We start from the raw sequence: 19473 nt of genomic DNA, 5'->3' as shown, positions 1-19473 counted from the left end.
CCGTTATCACGGCAGCAGGTGCTCCCCGCGCCATAAATCGCTTAAAGTTTCTCGCTCTCGGATCAGGTGAAATTCGGTGCCGTCAACCAGCACCTCTGCCGCCCGTGGCCGAGAGTTATAATTCGAGCTCATGCTAAAACCGTAGGCCCCAGCCGAGCGCACCACCAGCAGATCGCCTTGGGCGATGGCCAGTTCTCGCTGCTTGCCGAGAAAATCACTGGTTTCGCACACCGGTCCCACCACATCGTAGCAAGCGCTCGGGCGTGCCAAGGCGCGATCGGCGGGCAGGATTTGCATCCACGCCTGATACAGTGCCGGACGCAGCAGGTCGTTCATCCCCGCATCCACAATCGCAAAGTTACGATCGGCGGAGGCTTTCAGGTATTCCACCCGTGTCAGCATCACCCCTGCATTGGCGACAATCGCGCGACCGGGTTCAAACACCAGCTCCAACTCAGGTCGTCCGGCCAATTTGGCCAGCAGCGCCGCGGCATACTCCGCCGGTTGCGGTGGGGTTTCGCTATCATAGCGCACCCCAAGGCCGCCGCCGACATCCACATGGCGTAAATGGATGCCATCTTCCGCTAATGCGTCAATCAGCAGCAGTAAACGGTCTAATGCGTCCAAAAACGGCGCTAATTCAGTCAATTGCGAGCCGATATGGCAATCAATACCCACCACCTGCAGGTGCGGCAGATCGCGCGCGATACGGTAAATGCGCCGCGCGTCTTGATGGCTGATGCCAAATTTGTTCTCTTTCAGACCGGTGGAGATGTACGGATGGGTCTTGGCATCCACATCGGGGTTTACCCGTAACGAGACCGGCGCGCGGCAACCGCGTTCACCGGCAATCTGATTGAGGCGCTGTAATTCGGCTTCCGACTCCACGTTAAAGCAGCGGATCCCTACTTCCAAGGCGCGCTCGATATCGCTGCGACTTTTCGCCACCCCGGAAAATACGACCTTGTCAGGGGAGCCGCCGGCAGCTAATACACGCTCCAGCTCACCACGAGACACAATATCAAACCCCGAACCCAAGCGGGCCAGCAGATTGAGCAGTGCCAAGGTGGAGTTGGCTTTGACCGCATAGCAAATCAGATGTGGATGACCGGCCACTGCATTATCAAAGGCATGCCAGTGACGCTCCAGCGTCGCGCGGGAATAGACATACAGCGGGGTACCAAACTGCGCGGCCAATGCAGGCAGTGCCACGCCTTCAGCATATAACTGCTGATCGTCCTGATAGTTAAAATGATCCAACGTGCCCTTCCTTGAGTTGTGCAATCAAGCTCTGCTTGCCGGGAGCCGGGATGCTACGCCGCCTCGCGTCCATCGCGATGCGGCGTGGGCGATTACGCTGCCGGTGCGGTTTCCGCGGCTGGCACCGCTTGTGGCGCGGTCGGCGCCGGCTTTTCTGGCGCTGGCATATACAGTGGACCTTTTACGCCACACCCCGCCAACGTCAGTACCACACCCAGTGCCCATGCACGGCAAAGAGAATTCTTCATGAGATTGCCTGTTATTTACGATAATAAGACTTCTATAATCGCAGCTCGATCATGAAAAGCAATAGGATAGCCACCATGAATGACACTGAATTTCATCAGGCCGCAGACGCCATCTGGCTGGCGCTGGAAGAGAAACTGGATGCGATCGATACCGATATCGATTATGACACCCAAGGCGGGGTGATGACCCTGACCTTTGAGAACGACAGCAAAATCATTCTCAACCGCCAGCAGCCACTGCATCAGATCTGGGTCGCCACCAAATTTGGCGGCTTCCATTTCAACTTTGTCGACCAAGAGTGGATCTGCGATCGCAGCGGTGCGGAGTTCTGGGATTTTATGTCGGTCGCCTGCACTCGTCAGGCCGAGGAAGAAGTGGATCTGCGCTAAAGTGCGTTATTGACCGTTACCCATGTTGCCTGCACCACTGACTCAATGGCACATAATGCGGTAACGGTCAATCAGCCGCCGTCACGCTTACGCCTGTGAGCGGCTGTGCTGAAACAGCGCCTCGGGCGTCCAGGTCGTATCCTGATTGGCCGCCGTATCACGCGGCGCACCGCTACGGTATGGCTCTATCTGGGTCATCCCATCGCGCTGCACCATCAGATAAAACTGCGGCAGGTTGAAGTTGATAATGCTGGCACCGAACGTCAGCTTGTCATGCGACGCCGCGTAGAAGCGGTTCACATCCTGCACCAGCTCATCTTTGTTACCTTCGCAGTTCTGATACACCTCGATGCGGTTAGACTCATCCAGAATGTAGATATTAAAACCGCGTTCGCTGTCTTCGAAGAAGAACTGAATGATCCCTTCGCTGGCGTAAGCATCGACTATCGGCGGCAGATTGGGCTCTTCGCTACCCAGCATCAGCGGGAAGCCGTGCAATTTGGTGTTGGAGATACAGCCGTAGAAATCGACGCCATTTTCCAACTTTTGCACCGAGACACCGCGCCGCTCGAAGAACAAGCCCCAAGTCTGACCGGCAATGCGCAGCGATTTAAAGCGTTTCGGCTCTTGGCGCTCACTGGACAGGCGCAGGTCGATACACTCGGCCACCAGCTGCGAGACTCGGTTGCGGATAATCGCCCGCAGATGACGGCTGTAGCAGAACACCTCGACCGCTTCCGGTAAGGCGGCATCCTGATGCATCTTGCCGAGGATGGTTTTAATCGCATCCAGCAGGCACTCTTCGCCACGAAAATGCAGGGTCCGCACTTCGTTCCACGAGTTGCGATACAGCAGATCGACACTGCCGACTAAGCTTTGCTGCTGCTGACCGAAACTGAACACATCGGTCTGGCTAAAATCAAAACGCACCGCCGTGTTGTTAAAATCAGCGGTGGGGTCGACTTCCAGATTGATGATGATGCCGAGGTGGCGAATTTCGCACGGGCTATACAGCTCTTTCTGGCTCGGCATCGGCCGCTTAATCGGGAAGTGGCTGCGAATATCTTGCACCAGCTGACACAGCTTGGCGGTATCACAGGCACTGCCGCCCTGCACATGCAGCCGGGTTTGCGGCGTCAGCAGACCATTAAAATAGGTCCACGCCACCAGCTTACTCAGGTAGCGGTTGTATTCCAGATTCGGTCGGCCGGCAATTTCAAACAGCAATGGTGCCTTGTTATACAGATACCAGCCTTTGGCGTTACTGCGACCATCCGGTACCTGAATAAAGGTCAGATCGCGCTCGGATAAATCCGGCGAAATTTGCGGGTTCACCAAGGTGACCTTGCCCGGCAGCACTTCGAATGCGGCATACAGTTTACGGGTCAACACCCCGATATCTTCAGGGCTGGCACTGACACTGAGGTTGTGACGACGCGCAAAGCGGATCAGGTTGCGATAGCTTTGCATCAACGCTTCCAGCAGCTCATTGTGCGCTTCGCGGACCTGCTCGATTTTCCAGTGCGCGCGGTTATCTAGCTTGCGGATCTTGGCCGCATCCCAACCCCACTCGGCCACTAAGCCTTGCAGCACTTCACGCCGCCAGCTGATCACGGTCGGGGTCTGCGATAATTTTTCGCACACTTTGAGATAAAAACAGCGGCGCGCCAAATCAAGACGCGTTTCGTCACCGACCGAAGTCAAGTAACGGGTCACCCGCCCCAGCATCATACTGTAGGCGTCCAGACCGCAGCTGATAATGTCGCCGGAGTGCAGACAACGCTTCATCTCCAACGCCAGTAATTCGGTTTCGGGGTATTCGCAGGAATAGGCTTCCAGCAGCAAGCTTTTCAGCACCGCTTTGTACGGCGAGTCGATACTCTTGTACAGCTGCCACAAGCTGGCACCGTAATATTCCGCTGCCGACAATTTGCCCAAGCCGCCCAAGTCCAACCACTCGTTGGCGTTGAGCGCCCCTTGTGCGTACAGCAGCAAGACATACTCGTCATACTGCTCTTCCATCTCCACCGGGACCATGTTCCACAAAATCCGCTTACCGGCTAAACGCACCGCGGTGCGGTAAAACTCATCCAGCAGCAACAGGTGCTGCATCGAGCCGCAGTTTTCGGTACTTAAGGTGTCGTATTCGTTGTGACGGAAGCGATTTTCATCAATCAGGAAGAAGCTGATGTCCACGCCACGCGAGCGCGCCCATTGCTCGAGCAAAGTGCATTTGTCCAGCAGACGCTGACGCTCATCGCGATCCAGCCACGACTGGTGACAGACCCAGATATCCAGATCGGAATCGGCACTTTGGCCCACGGAAGAGGTACTGCCCATCGAATAGATGGCGGTAATAGGAAGCTCGCCTTGATGCGGCTCACTGAGTGGCTGCCCCCAAGCGCGGGAGCAGTCGTCGATGAACTGCTGTTGCATTTCATCAGGCGTAAACAGGCAGACACCATGCGGCACCCCGTCATCAAGGTAGCCCGGCATCATCGGGTGGTTGTAATTTAACAAAACGGGCAACAGGCTGTAGACCTGATGAAAAGCAGGCCCCATCGCCGCCAACGCACGTTCAACGCGCAGCTGGTTTATGGCATCCATTCGCCGTTTGAGTGTCTCAATATACAGGTACAATACGCATTGCCTGACATTAATACCGGAGCCCCGGTAACCTACCCACCGACACCATGCACATCCGTGTCTTACCCAAGCCTTGTGCTGTTACTTTTTGATGATGTCGAAAACGTGATCAATTTAACATTTTCAACGGTCACCGTAAAGACAACAAGGTTAATCCAGCCACGAAATCCTGTTGCACGTCAACCACCACAGTGAAAAAAGCAGGCCGTCGTGAAACCCAGATCGAGTTCACAAATTATTTACATTAAATAACGAAAAACGCAATAGCTCTCACAATTATGCCGCCGAATATCGCCGCCAAACGCACAGAGTGCGATCCGATGCGCTGACACCTGCTACCGCCCGGTGGTAGGATTAGCTATCTTCGTCATACGGTTAACAGCATGTCCAAACAGCTTATTCGCATCGCCACCCGTCAAAGTCCGCTTGCCTTATGGCAGGCCGAGCATGTTCGCCAGTTACTGTGTGCCCAGCACCCAGATCTGGAGGTAACGCTGGTGCCGATGGTTACTAAGGGGGATGTGATCCTCGATACCCCGCTGGCCAAAGTCGGTGGCAAGGGGCTGTTTGTCAAAGAGCTGGAATTGGCCCTACTCGAACAGCGCGCCGATATCGCCGTGCATTCGATGAAAGATGTGCCGGTCGAATTCCCAGACGGTTTAGGTTTGGTCTGCATTTGCGAGCGCGATGATCCGCACGATGCGCTGGTATCCAACCACTATGACTCGCTGGATGCGCTGCCTCAGGGCGCCATCGTCGGCACCTCCAGTTTACGCCGCCAATGTCAGCTACGCGCCGCGCGCCCGGATCTGCACATCAAAGATCTGCGCGGCAATGTCGGCACCCGCTTGAGCAAGCTGGATAACGGCGAATATGACGCCATCATTTTGGCTGCCGCAGGCCTGCGCCGCTTGGGGCTAGAAGCGCGTATTCGCGCCCGTTTGAGCGTGCAGCAATCGCTGCCGGCAGTCGGTCAGGGTGCCATTGGCATCGAATGCCGACTGGATGATGCACGGGTCCGTGCGCTGTTAGCGCCACTCAATCACGCCGACACCGCCGATCGCGTCGTGGCCGAGCGGGCGATGAACAACCGCCTGCAAGGTGGCTGTCAGGTGCCGATTGGCAGCTATGCCGAACTGACGGGCGATCAGCTCTATTTACGCGCACTGGTTGGCGCGCCCGATGGCTCGCGCCTGTTGCAAGCTGAGATCCGCGGCCCGCGCACGGAAGCCGAACAGCTCGGCAGCGCACTGGCAGAACAACTGCTGGACGCCGGTGCCGGTAGTATCTTGTCTGCCGTGTACGGCCATATAGTGAAGTAACGGAAGTAGCACAGCGGCATGACCATTTTAGTCACCCGGCCCGATCAGGCCGGCATCGAATTGACCACCGCCTTGTCCGCCGCCGGACGAGCGGCAATCCATGCGCCTTTATTTACGCTGGCCGCCGGCAGTGAATTGAACTTGCTGCCGGGCTATTTCAGTCGCTTGAATCCCGGTGATTGGATTATTGCTGCGTCTGGGCACGCGGTCAGCTATGCTGAGCAAACGGTTGAGCAAATTGGTGGCCGCTGGCCACACGTGCAGTATGCCGCGGTCGGCCGTAGTACCGCCCTGCATCTGCAACAAGCCTGTGGGCAACCGGTGTTGTTCCCAGCGTGCGATGAAACCAGCGAAGGGCTGTTGCAGCTGCCCGCCCTGCAAACCGTGAGCGGTCAGCAGGTACTGATTTTACGCGGCAATGGCGGTCGACCGTTATTGGCGCAGGTGCTGCGTGAGCGCGGTGCCGAAGTGAATTTTTGCGAATGCTATCAACGCGTTCCTTTGGAATATTGCGGCGCGCAACAGACCGATATCTGGCAGCGCGCCAATGTAAATCTGCTGGTGATCACCAGCGGCGATATACTGCAACAACTTGTTGCACTGGTACCTGACACTGCCCATCACTGGCTGACATCCTGCCGGTTAGTGGTTGTCAGTAAACGTATTGCTGCAATGGCCCGGGAGTTTGGCTGGCAGGAAATCGTGATTTCCGACCGCGCCGATAACCGATCGCTGATTGCCGCAGTTGAACAATTTGAATAACTCGGGACGAATCTCAATGACGGATCAAAAGCCCCAGTCATCTCCCGCTGCGGATGAACAAGCCTCCTCTACCCCTGTACCAGAGACAGCAGCTTCCCAGCCGGTCACTCAGCCCGCACCGGCCAAGCCGGACACTGCCGCTCCTGCGCGCAGCGGGGGTCAGACGCTGGGCGCGATCGCCATTGCGCTGGTGATTGCCCTCGGCGGCGGCTTGTACTACCACGGCCACCAGCAAAATCAGAGTCAGATGAGCGATCTGGCCCAGATGCGCCAACAGGTCGATACCTTGAGCAGCGCCCTCACTCAGGCTCTGGATAACCAGAAAAAACTGGCCGGTGAGATGAGCAGCGAAATGAATCAAACCTTGGAAAAGGCGCGCCAAACCCAAGCGGCCCAAGAAGAGCAAATCCGCACTCTGCAGCGTCAGCTGACCGAGGTTGCCGGACGTCGCTCAAATGACTGGCTGCTGGCCGAAGCCGACTATCTGGTCAAGAACGCCGGTCGCAAACTGTGGATGGAGCAAGATGTCACCTCCGCCGGTGCCCTGCTGAAAAGTGCCGATCTCAGCTTGGCGCAGATGAATGACCCCAGCCTGCTGCCAATCCGCCAAGCATTGAAAGATGACATCAGCGCCCTGGCCGGCATCAACAAAGTGGACACCGACGGTCTGATCCTCGAGATCACCAGTCTGGCCAATCAGGTCGATAACCTGAAGCTGGCCGATACTCAACTGCCACCGGCAGAAGGGGCGACCGAAGATCTGACTCTGAGCAGCTCGATTAACGACTGGAAATCTAACCTGATGAAGAGCTGGGACAGTTTCGTGAACGACTTTATCACCGTGCGTCGTCGCGATGGGAATGTCGAGCCACTGCTGGCACCTAATCAGGATTACTACCTGCGGGAAAATATCCGTCAGCGTCTGCAAATGGCTGCGATGGCTATTCCACGGCACCAGAACGAGCTGTATAAGCAGTCACTGGAAAAAGTGGATACCTGGGTTCGCTCCTACTTCGATATGCAAGACAGCAGCACCCAAGCGTTCTTAAATGAGCTGGAAGCCTTGAGCCAAGAGTCTATCTACATGGACTTGCCAACCACGCTCAAGAGCCAACCGCTGCTTGAAGATGCGCTGCAAACCCGTGTGCGTAACCTGCTGGCTCAGCCTGGCGTCAATGCCACACCGGTTCCGGTGACCAGTGCACCGGCCAATGCGGCACCGGCACCCGCCACTAACTAACCGGGAGTTGTCATGACACGTATTTTTATACTGCTTGCCATCATCATCGGCGGACTGGTGATCGGGCCGGAATTTGCCGGTCATCAGGGCTATGTGCTGATTGTGGCCGGTCCGTATACCGTGGAAATGAGCCTGACCAGCATGATCATATTGGTGATCTTGACGCTGGCCGCGCTGTTTATTCTGGATGCGGTGCTGCGCCGTCTGCTGCGCATTGGCTCATCCACCCACGGCTGGTTTGCGCGCCGCAAACAAAACCGCGCCCGTAAACAAACGCTGGCCGGTCTGCTGAAACTGACCGAAGGTGATTACCAACAGGCCGAGCGCCTAATGGCGAAGAGCGCCGAGCATGCCGATCAACCGGTGGTAAACCTGTTGATGGCCGCCGAAGCGGCGCAGCAACGCGGCGATAACTTAAGCTGCAACCAGTATCTGCACCGCGCCGCCGAGTTGGCCGGTAACGATACCCTGCCGGTCGATATCACCCGCGTGCGCCTGCAACTGGCCCAAGGCGAGATCCATGCCGCTCGTCATGGCGTCGATCACCTGCTGGCCGTCGCGCCACGTCATCCACAGGTGCTGCGTTTGGCCGAGCAAGCCTATACCCAAGCGGGCGCGTATGCCGCGCTGCTGGATCTGCTGCCACAGCTGACCAAATCCGGTTTGTTCCCAGAGCAAGAGCTGGAGCAAATCGAGCTGAATGCCGAAGATGGCCTGATGAATAAGGCGATGAAGGAAAACGGCAGTGAAGGCTTGATGGCGTGGCTGCGCAATCAGCCACGTCGTCGTCGCACCAATCCGCGTACCTTGGCACTGCTGGCCAACCATCTGATTGAGTGTGATGATCACCATCACGCGCAAGAAGTGTTGCTGAGTGGTCTGCGTAAATCGTCTGAGCCACAGCTGTTGACCGTGTTGAGTCGTCTGCACCCGACCGATCCTGCTGCGGTGGAAAAAGTGCTGCAGCATCTGATGAAAAAAGAGCCGGAGAACGCACTGCTGAACCGCACGCTGGGTCACTTGCTGGCGGTACAAGGCCAATATCCAGAAGCAGAAAGCGCACTGCGCAAAGCGCTGGCACAACAGCCGAACGCCGCTGACTATGCGCTGCTGGCTAACGTGCTGGAAAAAGCCGGTCACCCGCAAGATGCCGGTGAGATGCGCCGCCGCGGTCTGGCATTGGTCGATGGCGAGCACCACGCCTAACTCGGCCCCCATCACCAGCGTACCAATAACAACGGGAGGCTTAGCCTCCCGTTTTTTTATGTCGCGTTTTTATGCCTAGTGCTTTACGCAGAGCAAATTAGATAAAGGCAAACGCATCACCGTACAGATGCGCGGCATCGGCATCACGCTGCTCGCAGAACAGCTCGCGCGCCACTTTGGCCATCTCAAACCGTCCCGCGATATAAATGTCATAACCGGCCAAGGAAGCAAAATCCTGCATCACGGCGGCCAACACGGTACCACTGCGTCCAGACCAATTATCCGCAGGCTGCTCCACCACCGGGATCACCTGCAAGTTACGGTGCTCGGCGGCCAGCGCCTGCAATTCTGGCAGGTCATACAGGTGGGTCAGCTCACGACCGCCCCAATACAAAGAGACCGGACGCTGCGGCTGCTGCGCCAGCAGATCCAGCACGATGGAGCGCACGTAGGAAAAACCGGTACCACCGGCAATCAAGATCACCGGCGCTTGGCTATCGGCGCGATACCAGGCCTCACCGAACGGCATTTCCACCGTCACCGGCTCGCCGGTTTTAATCTTATCCATCACCGCCATGGCATACGGATTATGCTCGGAAGCCCCGATATGCAGCTCAATCTCATGGCTATTGTCCGGTGTCGATGCAATGGAGAACGGACGCTTATCGCGCTCCCCCATGACCACCATCAGATACTGACCAGCACGAAAACTGACCGCCTGATCCGGTTGCAGCCGGACGCGATAGACGGTTTCGGTGATCGGCTCCACCAGCGACACTTTACAGCAAAACGTTGTCATGACTTTTCCTCTACCGCCCGAGCGGTGTTTTTCTTGTCTGTTGTTCGTGTTGGATCTTGTTATCGTACTCAGCAAGGGCTAATCGCCCTTCCTCATTGACCACATCGGGCAAGCGATGAGCCTGTGACCAACGAGGTGCACGTTTATTGATTACCGCAACGCTTTATTTTTGCGCCGCCGCCTCTGACACCGGCTGATCCAGCTGTAAGCTGTCCCAGATCGCATCGATCTTGGCCACCACCTCGGGATCGCGCGCAATCGGACGGCCCCATTCACGATCCGTTTCCCCCGGCCACTTGCTGGTCGCATCCATCCCCATCTTGGAGCCTAAACCGGAAACCGGCGAGGCAAAATCCAGATAATCGATTGGGGTGTTTTCCACCAGCAACGTATCACGCGCCGGATCCATCCGCGTGGTAATGGCCCAGATCACATCATTCCAGTCACGGGCATTGACGTCATCATCACACACAATCACAAATTTGGTGTACATAAACTGACGTAAAAACGACCAGACGCCCATCATCACCCGTTTAGCATGCCCCGGATACTGTTTCTTCATCGTCACCACCGCCATGCGGTATGAACAGCCTTCCGGCGGCAAGTAGAAATCGACAATCTCAGGAAATTGCTTTTGCAGCAGTGGCACAAACACTTCGTTCAACGCCACCCCAAGCACCGCCGGCTCATCCGGCGGCCGTCCGGTGTAGGTGGAGTGATAGATAGCATCGCGGCGGCGGGTCACGCAGGTGACAGTAAAGACTGGGAAGTTATCCACTTCGTTATAATAACCGGTGTGATCGCCATACGGCCCTTCCGGCGCCAGTTCACCCGGCTCGATGTAACCTTCTAGCACGATTTCCGCCGACGCCGGCACTTCCAGATCGCAGGTTAGGCATTTCACCACTTCGGTCTTAGTACCGCGCAGCAAACCGGCAAACGCGTACTCCGACAAGGTATCGGGGATCGGTGTTACCGCCGCCAAAATAGTGGCTGGATCGGCGCCCAATGCCACCACCACCGGAAAACGCTCTCCAGGATGGGCCTGCTGCCACTCTTGAAAGTCGAGCGCGCCACCACGGTGCGATAACCAGCGCATGATCAGTTTGTTACGACCGAGCAGTTGCTGACGATAGATGCCAAGGTTCTGCCGCTCCCGCACCGGACCACGGGTGACCGTCAGCCCCCACGTCACCAATGGCGCCGCATCTTCGGGCCAGCAGCGCATCACCGGCAACGCGGTCAAATCCACCGCCTCCCCTTGTTGCACCACTTCCTGACATGGGGCGCTGCTGAGGCGCTTGGTCGGCATATTCAACACCTGGCGAAACTTGGGCATTTTTTCCCACAGGTCACGAAATCCCTTCGGCGGCTCTGGCTCTTTGAGAAAGGCCAGTAACTGGCCGACATCGCGCAAGGCGCTGACATCATCTTGCCCCATCCCCAGCGCGACTCGCTGCGGCGTACCGAACAGATTGCACAGCACCGGCATGGTATAACCGGTCGGATTTTCAAACAGCAGAGCCGGGCCACCCGCGCGCAGGACGCGATCAGCAATCTCGGTCATCTCCAAATCCGGCGATACCGGTACCCGGATGCGTTTTAACTCACCTCGCGCTTCCAGCAAGGCGATAAATTCTCGCAGATCTTTATATTTCATCGGCAGTCCTTTTCTCGGCGGCGTCCGCCATTATAAGCATTCTGGCGGTTAAAGCCGAGCCACCACCGCGCGGTGAATCACAGGCATAAAAAAACGCGGCCATCGCCGCGTTTTTTCATCCACGCCCTGCAGAGCCGCAGGCCGTACAGAAGGGGTCAGAATGCTTAATCCAGCAGACGACGTGCCGCTTCAACCACGATCTGCACCGCATCACTTTCGGTCGCTTTCATGGTTTCGGCGTTCGGGATTTCCTGTTGGGTGCGGTTTACGATCACGCCGGCCACCATACCCGCACGCCAGCCTTGGCTCGCACACATGGTCAGTAAGGTCGCAGATTCCATTTCGTAGTTCATCACGCCCAGATCCTGCCACTCTTGCATCGAGCCTTGGAAGCGACGCACCACACGGCCAGAAACGGTGTCATAACGCTCTTGACCTGGATAGAAGGTATCGGAAGAGGCGGTAATACCGATATGGGTCTTCGCGCCGCGATCTTTCGCTGCCGCAACCAGCGCAGTCGTACAGTCAAAGTCAGCCACTGCTGGGTATTCCATTGGCGCAAAGTGCAGGCTCGCACCGTCCAGACGTACCGAGGCGGTAGTGACCAGCACATCACCAACATTGATGTGTGGCTGAATGGCACCGGTGGTACCTACACGCAGGAAAGTACGCACGCCCAGTTGTGCCAGCTCTTCCACGGCAATCGAAGTAGAAGGACCGCCAATCCCGGTAGAGCAGATCACCACTGGCTTGCCGTCCAGTTCGCCCAACCAAGACGTAAACTCACGGTGACTGGCCAGATGAACCGGGTTATCCATCAGCTCGGCAATTTTCTTCACACGCTCCGGGTCGCCCGGAACAATCGCCAAGGTAGCGCCTTTCAGGTCACTTTTAGTCAATCCAAGGTGGAATACATCTGATTTCGCCATGGTCATGGCTCCTTCTTTTAATCGAATGGGTCAGAATACAGGAGGCGAGTCCTTGCACTATTAAGTCATTACTGTAGCGAAGAGCCGCCTGCTGATATGTGACGAATGCCAAATCTAGGCAATTAACATACAACATATTACCTAAATTATGTGATGTATATCAGACTATGGCGCGCGTCCGTTCATATATTGCACATATTGTACGCAACATCCGCGCCCACGCTGTTTCGCCGCATACAGCGCCTGATCGGCACAATCTTGGATCTGATCGGGATTTTGTCCAGCCTGATACACCGCTGCGCCAAGGGTAATGCTCAGATGAATTGCCTGCTGACGGAAACTGAATACCGGCTCACGCACCGCCAGCAACATTCGCTCGCCAAGACTTTGCACCGCATCGCTTTGAGTCACCGGCGTCATCAGCGCAAACTCATCGCCACCAATGCGCGCCAGATAAGTACCGCTGCCGGCGGCTTGCTGCAAGCGCAGCGCCACCTCAATTAACGCCGCATCCCCCGCCGCATGACCAAAGCAATCATTGATGCGCTTAAAATAATCCATATCGATCATAAACAGGGTGAACGGCCGAGTACTCTGGCAAAACTCCCCCAGCAAGCGATCATAAGCGCGGCGATTGAGCACCCGTGTTAAGTGATCATGCTCCAACATAAACTCTAGCTCGCGCGTGCGCTGTTGCAGCAAAAATTCATACAGACCGGTACGGTTTACCGCATAACCGACAATCAAGCTCACCAACAGGGAAACCACCAGCCCGCCCCACCACAAAATCTTCAGTAGCAGGCGATTTTCGGCGTACAACGCCCAATGGCCGGTTACCGAAACCTTCCAGTGTCGATCACCTTGGGCAATATATTCCACGTGCTGCATGAGCGGCCCTGCCGAGCGCGGCGCAGCAACAGCGGCGGCTGAGTGATACAACACAATTTCTGGGCTCGATGAAACGTCACTGATTTGAATCGCCATCCCCGGACGTGGATTAATGGTGTTTATCACATGAGAAAAATAAGCATAGCTGTTAATCACCGAAACAAATATGCCATCTAAACTTTTATCGCGGATATTACGCACCGCGTTAATCACCAAAAAACCATTTTTCCGATTGTTATTTTCGCTCTGTTGATTCCATAGCCGAATCGGGTCAGTAATTATTTGCTCCGCCCCTGCAATAATATCAGCCAAATAACTGTCACGTTTTTCGCCGCCAAATAACAAGCCTAAATATTGCTGATTTTGCTCGCTAGCCGGATAGACAAACGCTAATGGAAAGATATACGGCTGCGCCAATAGAGTGTCGAGCGGCGTATTGTCACTAAATAACCATCCTTGATAATGATAGGCCGGATAAATATTGCGCATCTGCTGTAAAAAAGGAGCCACTTGGTCTTGTGTTACCAGCGGAAACCACTCTAACTTGACGGTTTGTGGCGCACTTAAGCGCATGCTCTCGATATAGGCCTGAATATCGCGCAGTGGCACGTAATTATTGAGCCGGAACCCTAAGGATAATGACGTCAATAATTGCAGATCGGTTTTGATAGAACCTCGGACTTTCGCGACATACGCGCGTGCTTCAGCAGCAAAGAATCGCTGTTGCTCAATTTTATTCTGACGCGACAACTCGTAAAACGCGCTAACATCCACGAAGAATAACAGAATAAAAACAAAAAAAGTCCACCGCCATACCTGCCAGAATGCCCGCGGTTTGCGTTTTTCCATGTAATCTTAACTCCTGCCTTGGCTCAAATACGGCACAAAATAGCCTTGGCGTGAAACTTGGGCATGATGTCGATGATTGGGTTAGTATAAATCAGACAAAAAGCTCTTGGCTATAAAAGGCAGGATAGAACAATCTCACGTGCACTCATGGTTTATGTATCATAATAAAACAGGAATATTCTGATTTATGAGTAATGCGACTCCCAAACCCGCGCAGCGCGATGGTTTCACCTCCAGTTTTGGCGTCATTGCCGCCACCTTAGGCTCTGCGGTTGGACTGGGCAATATCTGGAAATTTCCCTATCTGACCGGTGCCAACGGCGGTGCCAGCTTCCTGCTGGTGTACCTGCTCGCCACCTTGCTGATTGGCCTGCCGATCATGATTGCGGAGCTCACCTTAGGCCGCGCCGCCAAAGCCGATGCCATTACCACCTTCGTCAAACTCGCCCCGCGCCGCTCAGCATGGTGGGTGATTGGTCTGCTCGGCGTTATTTGCGCCTACTTGATCATGGGTTTCTACTCGGAAGTGGCCGGCTGGGTCTTTGCCTACATTTTCAAATCCGCCGACGGTTCATTGCTCTCGAGCAGCCCGCAAGCGACAGGCGCAGCCTTTGATGCGCTGATCCACAATCCGTGGCAAGCCCTACTGTGGCAATGGTTAGTCCTGCTGGTGATCGGCGGGGTGCTGATTATCGGGGTCTCGAAAGGGATTGAAGCGGTAACCAAAAAACTGATGCCGATTTTGTTTGTGCTGCTGGTGATTATTGCCGTGCGCAGCCTGACTCTGCCGGGTGCGGCAGAAGGCTTAAGTTTCCTGTTCAGCCCCGATTTTAGCAAAATTGATGCTGGCGTCATCCTGACCGCAATGGGCTTGGCGTTTTTCAAGCTGTCGATCGGGATGGGCACCATGCTGACCTACGGCAGCTACTTTCGCGATGACCAGAATATCCCCGCCACCGCGTTACGCGTGATGACCGCCGATCTGTTTGTCTCGATGCTGGCGGGGATCGCCATCTTCCCAGCGGTCTTCAGCTTTGGCTTTACCCCATCCGCAGGCCCATCACTGCTGTTTATCACCATCCCGGCGGTATTTGCCCAGATGCCATTCGGTCATTTGCTGATGGTGGTGTTCTTTGTGCTGTCGGCGATTGCGGCAACCGGCGCGATGTTGTCGATTCTGGAAGTCCCGGTATCGGTGATCAGTGAGCGCTTTAAGATTAGCCGTACCCGTTCGGTGCTGATCAACGTGTTGTTCTTAGCCCTGATCGGCTCCACCTGCGCCTTATCCAACAGCACCTTGGCCCATGTCACCGTGGCAGGATTGAACATGTTTGACCTGTTCGACGCCCTCAGCTCGAAGGTACTGATGCCACTGGGTGGGATCTTGCTGAGTCTGTTTGTCGGCTGGGTATGGGGACGCCAACACCTGAGCCAAGCGGTCAGCAATCACGGGCAGCTGCACAACGCTTCATTGACTCGCATCCTGTTCCTGCTGCTGCGCTTTGTCTCGCCGCTGCTGGTACTGATCGTGATGCTCAAAGGGTTGAATCTGTTCTAACCCTGTTTGATAACGCTCATACACTTAATTTGAGCTTGATATAGACAACAGGCGACCATCTGGTCGCCTGTTGTTTTTTCTCTTCGCGTTAATCCTGCTCACTTTGTGCCAGCCAAGTTGCCTCTCGCTGCTCGGCAGCAGTTGCAAAATGGACAAAATCATCGCGCGTCCAAAAGGTCTGCGGTAATACCGCCTTCAAAGACGCCGGGGTCGATTTATCCGGCCAAATCTGCAGCTGTACGTATTCACTCAGCGGTTGCCCCTGCCAGCGACTGGCCAGCCACAAACGGCGTCCCGGAGCCGGCCAATTGGGCGGTAACATCGGCGTTCGCACCCAACCCAGCTGATAATTCCGCTGCAGCACTAAGCGCCGATCTGGCAAGCGCCGTGTGCTGTCCCACCACACGCCATCCAACTGCTGTAGCGCCTGACGCGCTTGCGCCTCAGGATAAACACCGGCCTGCGCTAAATACATTCGCAACGCCCGATCAAAGCGATGATTAAAATCCTCCGCCAACACCGGCGCCCCCGACTCACGCAACAGCTCAGAGCTGAGCCGTGCACCGAGTAAGTTAGAGTACAGATCCTCTGGCGAAAACGCCGATACCGTCTCAGCCATCGCCGGTACCGAACGATAACCGTACCACTGCGCTATTTCATGCCATTCCGCCAGCTGGAAGGCGATTAAAGCCGCCATACGCGCGGCCAGTAAGCGCCGATCCGCCATCGCACTAGGCGGGGTAAAGGGACGCAGCACCACATGGCGCTGCCCTAACTCAGATGCCAGTACCAGCGAGAATGCCTGACCTAAGCGCGGCAAGAGGGTTTGGTAAAGATAAAAGGTATTATCGGCGGTATCTCGGATGTGGGCGGTATCTAAAATACCACCATCGCGGGTAACCAAAAGACCATTTTTCTCATCGCCTAAGCCTAGCACCGCACCTGCCGAGCGCATCACGCTATCGTTATAGTGATGATGACCGAGTGATTGGGTGTCCAGCACATTAGGGATCCGATACCAGGGTAGCGGCACACCTAACAGCGAAGTACGTAAATCCATGCCGAGCGCACAGCAAGGCCGCAGCGCATCCGGTGCCACCGGTGCGCTTTGTACCGACAGCGGCAAGCCGCCCATCCCCCAGACCAATAACAGTGGGACCAAGCCGCGTTTCATCAGAAAGCCTCATTCACCTGAAAATAAAAACCAGATGTGTTGCGTCCAACACCCCAATCAAGACGAATATTGACCCGTGGCTTAAACGCAAAGCGATAACCGACCCCAGCATTTGGCAACCAATGAGCCTCCGCGTCCAGCAACTCACGAGCATGGGCAGTCACGGTTCCCGCGCCAGCCCACAGCGCTACGCCATGCCGCCCACTCAGCTGCTGGCGCAATTCCAGTTGCGTCGTCAGTAAATTGCGATCGGTATATTGCCCTTCGTAATAGCCACGCATCCGCTTATCACTACCGAGCTGGGCCAACTGATTCCACGGCACATCACCGTGAGTAAAATAGCCATACACCTCAGAGGCCAAAATGGTGCGCGCGCTTAATTGCCAGTAGTAGCTATAACGCGCCTCTACGGTGGAAAAATCAGCATCACTACCCAGCGCGGGCAAATAGCGCGTGTATTTCACACTGGCTACCTGACCACGGTAAGGATTGGGCAGAAAATCACGGCTGTCATACGACAAACGCGCACTCACACCGATACTCTGATTACGCTCACCGCCTGGCAATGCGGTAAACAGCGGTTCGTCGCTCTCCGTACTTAACCGGACCAAAGAGCCGCCCAGCGCCGCATACAAGTCAGGTGCCACCCGATAGGCCAGCTCTGGAGTCAGCTCCAACGCCTTGGCGGTATACTCACGTTTATTGCTATCCTGACTGCCTGCGGCATAGCCGATTCCCCAAAACGAGGTCGGTACATTTTTCACCGCGCCTTTGAGAAACAACCGCCAAGCATCTTGCTGCAAAAAGGTGTTATTCTCGAAACCCACCCCAAAGGCACCGGTTGAACTGGCAAAACCAGTAAACGACAGAGTGGAGTATTGCGTGTCCCGATCCTGCTTATCGACACGGTATAACCCTATGGCCGCCGCGCCAATGCCAACGCCCATCTCTGGGTTATAAAACGGCCCCGGCAGTACCCCCCAATCAATCGGCTTACTCTCATCAACCGTCTCAGAAGAGCCTAAATCCTCCAGAAGGGAATCCACCCACTGCGCGGCATACAACGGCGGCGTCATCAGCAGCGTACTCAGCACCAACAGGGAAATATGAGTCTGTCGCATCAGCAAACGCCTCCGTTAAAAACGCATATCCAGAGTGAAAAATGCGCTGGTACGTTTGCCAAGACCCCATTCGGTGAGCAACAGCAAATTCGGTGTGATCTGATATTGAGCACCCAGCAAGGTATTCCATGGAGATTCCAGATGCTGTTCAACATGGAATTTGCCACTCTTGCTTGGGTCAACCAGCAGTAGCATCTGTTTGAGATTGGCGGGCAATGCTAGGTCAGCAATATTGCCGCTAAATGATTGGTCAATGCTCTGGTACATACCGCCGGCCCAGATCCGCAGCGGACGATCGAGCACAGAAAACTGATAGCCGACTCGCGGTGATGCGACTAAGGCATCAATTTTGCCATCCAGAATATCCATCTTAGTTTGGGTATAACTGACATCAGTCAGCGCAAACCAGTTGCCGTAACCGCCGGCCAAGACAAAGCCAAGGCCAAAAGTATCACCATGAAATTCCAGCGGGAAATGGATATCGGTCAGTTTGAAATCAGCCGCGATGGGTAAAGATAAATCGGGATTTTTTTTCAATGCTTGCGTAATTGCACCATGCACCAATTTCTCGGTGAAGGGTTTACTGCAATCCACGTTCAACTTACTGCACAGCAACGGCGTCAAATGATCGGCCACAACCTTAGGCTGATGCACACTCACACCTGCATTGCCCTGGAGCCCCACATTCATATCCAACATCGAATCGGTGCGGCCACTGGTCTTGCCCACCAACCCATACAGATTCAAAAATGGGAACACCCACATATCCGCTCGTAATGTGATGGTATCTGAGCGTTGTCGCGTCTCACGTACTACCGGATTTAATGTTAGCCCCAGCTGACCTTGTGGGCTCATGACGGAACCCAGTCCGCCACTAACCGGTAACGCGCCTAAATTCAAACCCGATTGCAAACCAGAAAAGCTAATGGAATCGACTTGGATCCCTTGCTTTACCTGCATATGGCTAATATTCAGGCCAAATGGCTCAGGGATTTCATACCCAGCAGCTTTCGCCTCTTCACCCCAGATAGGAAACATCCGAGCCGAGTCTTGTGCATAAGTCGGAACCATCATTCCCGACCACAACACCATTGCTGCCGTCAGTCCACTTCGCCATGTTTGCATGCTATTTCCACGTGCTACTAAAGAAAAGCCCGCACTATAAAGCAAACAAATTTATGAATCGGTGCAAAATGTGCGACAAGTAACAGTTTTAAATAACTTATCTACTTGTAACGGTTAGAGATTTAAGAAATATCGATACCAATCAAAGGTAGGGAAGAAGTGGAGGGTATAGGGACAAAAAAAAATAGAAGAAAAAACAGATAAGAAAAAACCAAAATCCCCAAACGCAAAAAGCCCATCCGTTAGGATGGGCTCTTCACTAATTTAATGCCTGGCAGTTCCCTACTCTCGCATGG

General features: G+C 55.0%; 16 protein-coding genes. 6 read left to right on the top strand and 10 right to left on the bottom strand.

What is annotated here, in order from left to right; genetic code table 11:
• Positions 1 to 6: 6 nt before the first annotated feature.
• Together lysA and L975_RS17925 are read right to left on the bottom strand one after the other, a co-directional pair.
• Complete coding sequence (gene lysA / locus L975_RS09145) at positions 7 to 1260, bottom strand: diaminopimelate decarboxylase (protein ID WP_047708264.1); 1254 nt, start codon at positions 1258 to 1260, stop codon at positions 7 to 9.
• A gap of 92 nt (positions 1261 to 1352) precedes the next feature.
• Positions 1353 to 1508, bottom strand: a complete 156-nt coding sequence (locus L975_RS17925; RefSeq protein WP_081995654.1) for a lipoprotein — start codon at positions 1506 to 1508, stop codon at positions 1353 to 1355.
• A gap of 75 nt (positions 1509 to 1583) precedes the next feature.
• Between L975_RS17925 and cyaY the strand changes: the two genes are divergently transcribed.
• Positions 1584 to 1898 carry an iron donor protein CyaY gene (cyaY, locus tag L975_RS09140; RefSeq protein WP_010864992.1) on the top strand — a complete coding sequence of 105 codons (315 nt, stop codon included), beginning with the start codon at positions 1584 to 1586 and terminating at the stop codon, positions 1896 to 1898.
• A gap of 87 nt (positions 1899 to 1985) precedes the next feature.
• Here the strand turns inward: cyaY and L975_RS09135 are convergent, their stop codons facing one another.
• Positions 1986 to 4538, bottom strand: coding sequence for a class I adenylate cyclase (locus L975_RS09135; protein WP_081632909.1), 2553 nt, complete (start codon positions 4536 to 4538; stop codon positions 1986 to 1988).
• 389 nt (positions 4539 to 4927) lie between these two features.
• Here L975_RS09135 and hemC point away from each other — a divergent pair, with 389 nt between their 5' ends.
• Genes hemC through L975_RS09115 form a run of 4 tightly spaced genes read left to right on the top strand, consistent with a single transcriptional unit; the run spans position 4928 to position 9074 of the window.
• A complete protein-coding gene (gene hemC, locus L975_RS09130; RefSeq protein ID WP_047708263.1) occupies positions 4928 to 5866 on the top strand; it encodes a hydroxymethylbilane synthase in 939 nt (312 codons plus the stop codon).
• A gap of 18 nt (positions 5867 to 5884) precedes the next feature.
• Positions 5885 to 6628, top strand: a complete 744-nt coding sequence (locus L975_RS09125) for a uroporphyrinogen-III synthase (protein ID WP_047708262.1) — start codon at positions 5885 to 5887, stop codon at positions 6626 to 6628.
• 16 nt (positions 6629 to 6644) lie between these two features.
• The gene (gene hemX / locus L975_RS09120; protein ID WP_052181374.1) at positions 6645 to 7868 is read left to right on the top strand and encodes a uroporphyrinogen-III C-methyltransferase; all 1224 of its coding nucleotides are present in this window, start codon (positions 6645 to 6647) and stop codon (positions 7866 to 7868) included.
• Positions 7869 to 7880: 12 nt separating this feature from the next.
• Positions 7881 to 9074: a heme biosynthesis HemY N-terminal domain-containing protein gene (locus tag L975_RS09115; RefSeq protein ID WP_047708261.1), complete on the top strand. Its 1194-nt coding sequence runs from the start codon at positions 7881 to 7883 to the stop codon at positions 9072 to 9074.
• 97 nt (positions 9075 to 9171) lie between these two features.
• Here L975_RS09115 and fre read toward each other — a convergent pair whose 3' ends face one another.
• The 4 genes from fre to L975_RS09095 form a co-directional block, all read right to left on the bottom strand.
• The gene (gene fre / locus L975_RS09110; RefSeq protein WP_010864998.1) at positions 9172 to 9873 is read right to left on the bottom strand and encodes an NAD(P)H-flavin reductase; all 702 of its coding nucleotides are present in this window, start codon (positions 9871 to 9873) and stop codon (positions 9172 to 9174) included.
• 163 nt (positions 9874 to 10036) lie between these two features.
• Entirely contained in the window at positions 10037 to 11533 is a 1497-nt protein-coding gene (gene ubiD / locus L975_RS09105; RefSeq protein WP_047708259.1) for a 4-hydroxy-3-polyprenylbenzoate decarboxylase, read from the bottom strand.
• A gap of 164 nt (positions 11534 to 11697) precedes the next feature.
• Positions 11698 to 12462 carry a uridine phosphorylase gene (gene udp, locus L975_RS09100; protein WP_047708258.1) on the bottom strand — a complete coding sequence of 255 codons (765 nt, stop codon included), beginning with the start codon at positions 12460 to 12462 and terminating at the stop codon, positions 11698 to 11700.
• 165 nt (positions 12463 to 12627) lie between these two features.
• On the bottom strand, positions 12628 to 14199 hold the full coding sequence (locus L975_RS09095; RefSeq protein ID WP_047708256.1) for a sensor domain-containing diguanylate cyclase: 1572 nt from the start codon (positions 14197 to 14199) through the stop codon (positions 12628 to 12630).
• A 187-nt stretch (positions 14200 to 14386) separates the two neighbouring features.
• Between L975_RS09095 and L975_RS09090 the strand changes: the two genes are divergently transcribed.
• Positions 14387 to 15757: a sodium-dependent transporter gene (locus L975_RS09090; protein WP_010865002.1), complete on the top strand. Its 1371-nt coding sequence runs from the start codon at positions 14387 to 14389 to the stop codon at positions 15755 to 15757.
• An 88-nt stretch (positions 15758 to 15845) separates the two neighbouring features.
• Here L975_RS09090 and L975_RS09085 read toward each other — a convergent pair whose 3' ends face one another.
• From L975_RS09085 to L975_RS09075, 3 genes are read right to left on the bottom strand one after another with little or no spacing between them, the layout of a single operon-like run.
• Positions 15846 to 16931: a DUF4056 domain-containing protein gene (locus tag L975_RS09085; protein ID WP_039046781.1), complete on the bottom strand. Its 1086-nt coding sequence runs from the start codon at positions 16929 to 16931 to the stop codon at positions 15846 to 15848.
• Positions 16931 to 18052, bottom strand: a complete 1122-nt coding sequence (locus L975_RS09080) for a BamA/TamA family outer membrane protein (protein WP_052181373.1) — start codon at positions 18050 to 18052, stop codon at positions 16931 to 16933. The genes L975_RS09085 and L975_RS09080 overlap by 1 nt, the downstream gene beginning before the upstream one ends.
• A 15-nt stretch (positions 18053 to 18067) precedes the next feature.
• A complete protein-coding gene (locus L975_RS09075) occupies positions 18068 to 19177 on the bottom strand; it encodes a hypothetical protein (RefSeq protein ID WP_156121167.1) in 1110 nt (369 codons plus the stop codon).
• Positions 19178 to 19473 lie beyond the last annotated feature (296 nt).

The organism is Plesiomonas sp. ZOR0011, assembly GCF_000800945.1.
Taxonomy (GTDB): Bacteria; Pseudomonadota; Gammaproteobacteria; order Enterobacterales; family CAMTGL01; genus Plesiomonas; species Plesiomonas shigelloides.
The sequence above is the reverse complement of the archived record's forward strand: the minus strand, read 5'-3'. Positions and strand labels throughout refer to the sequence as shown.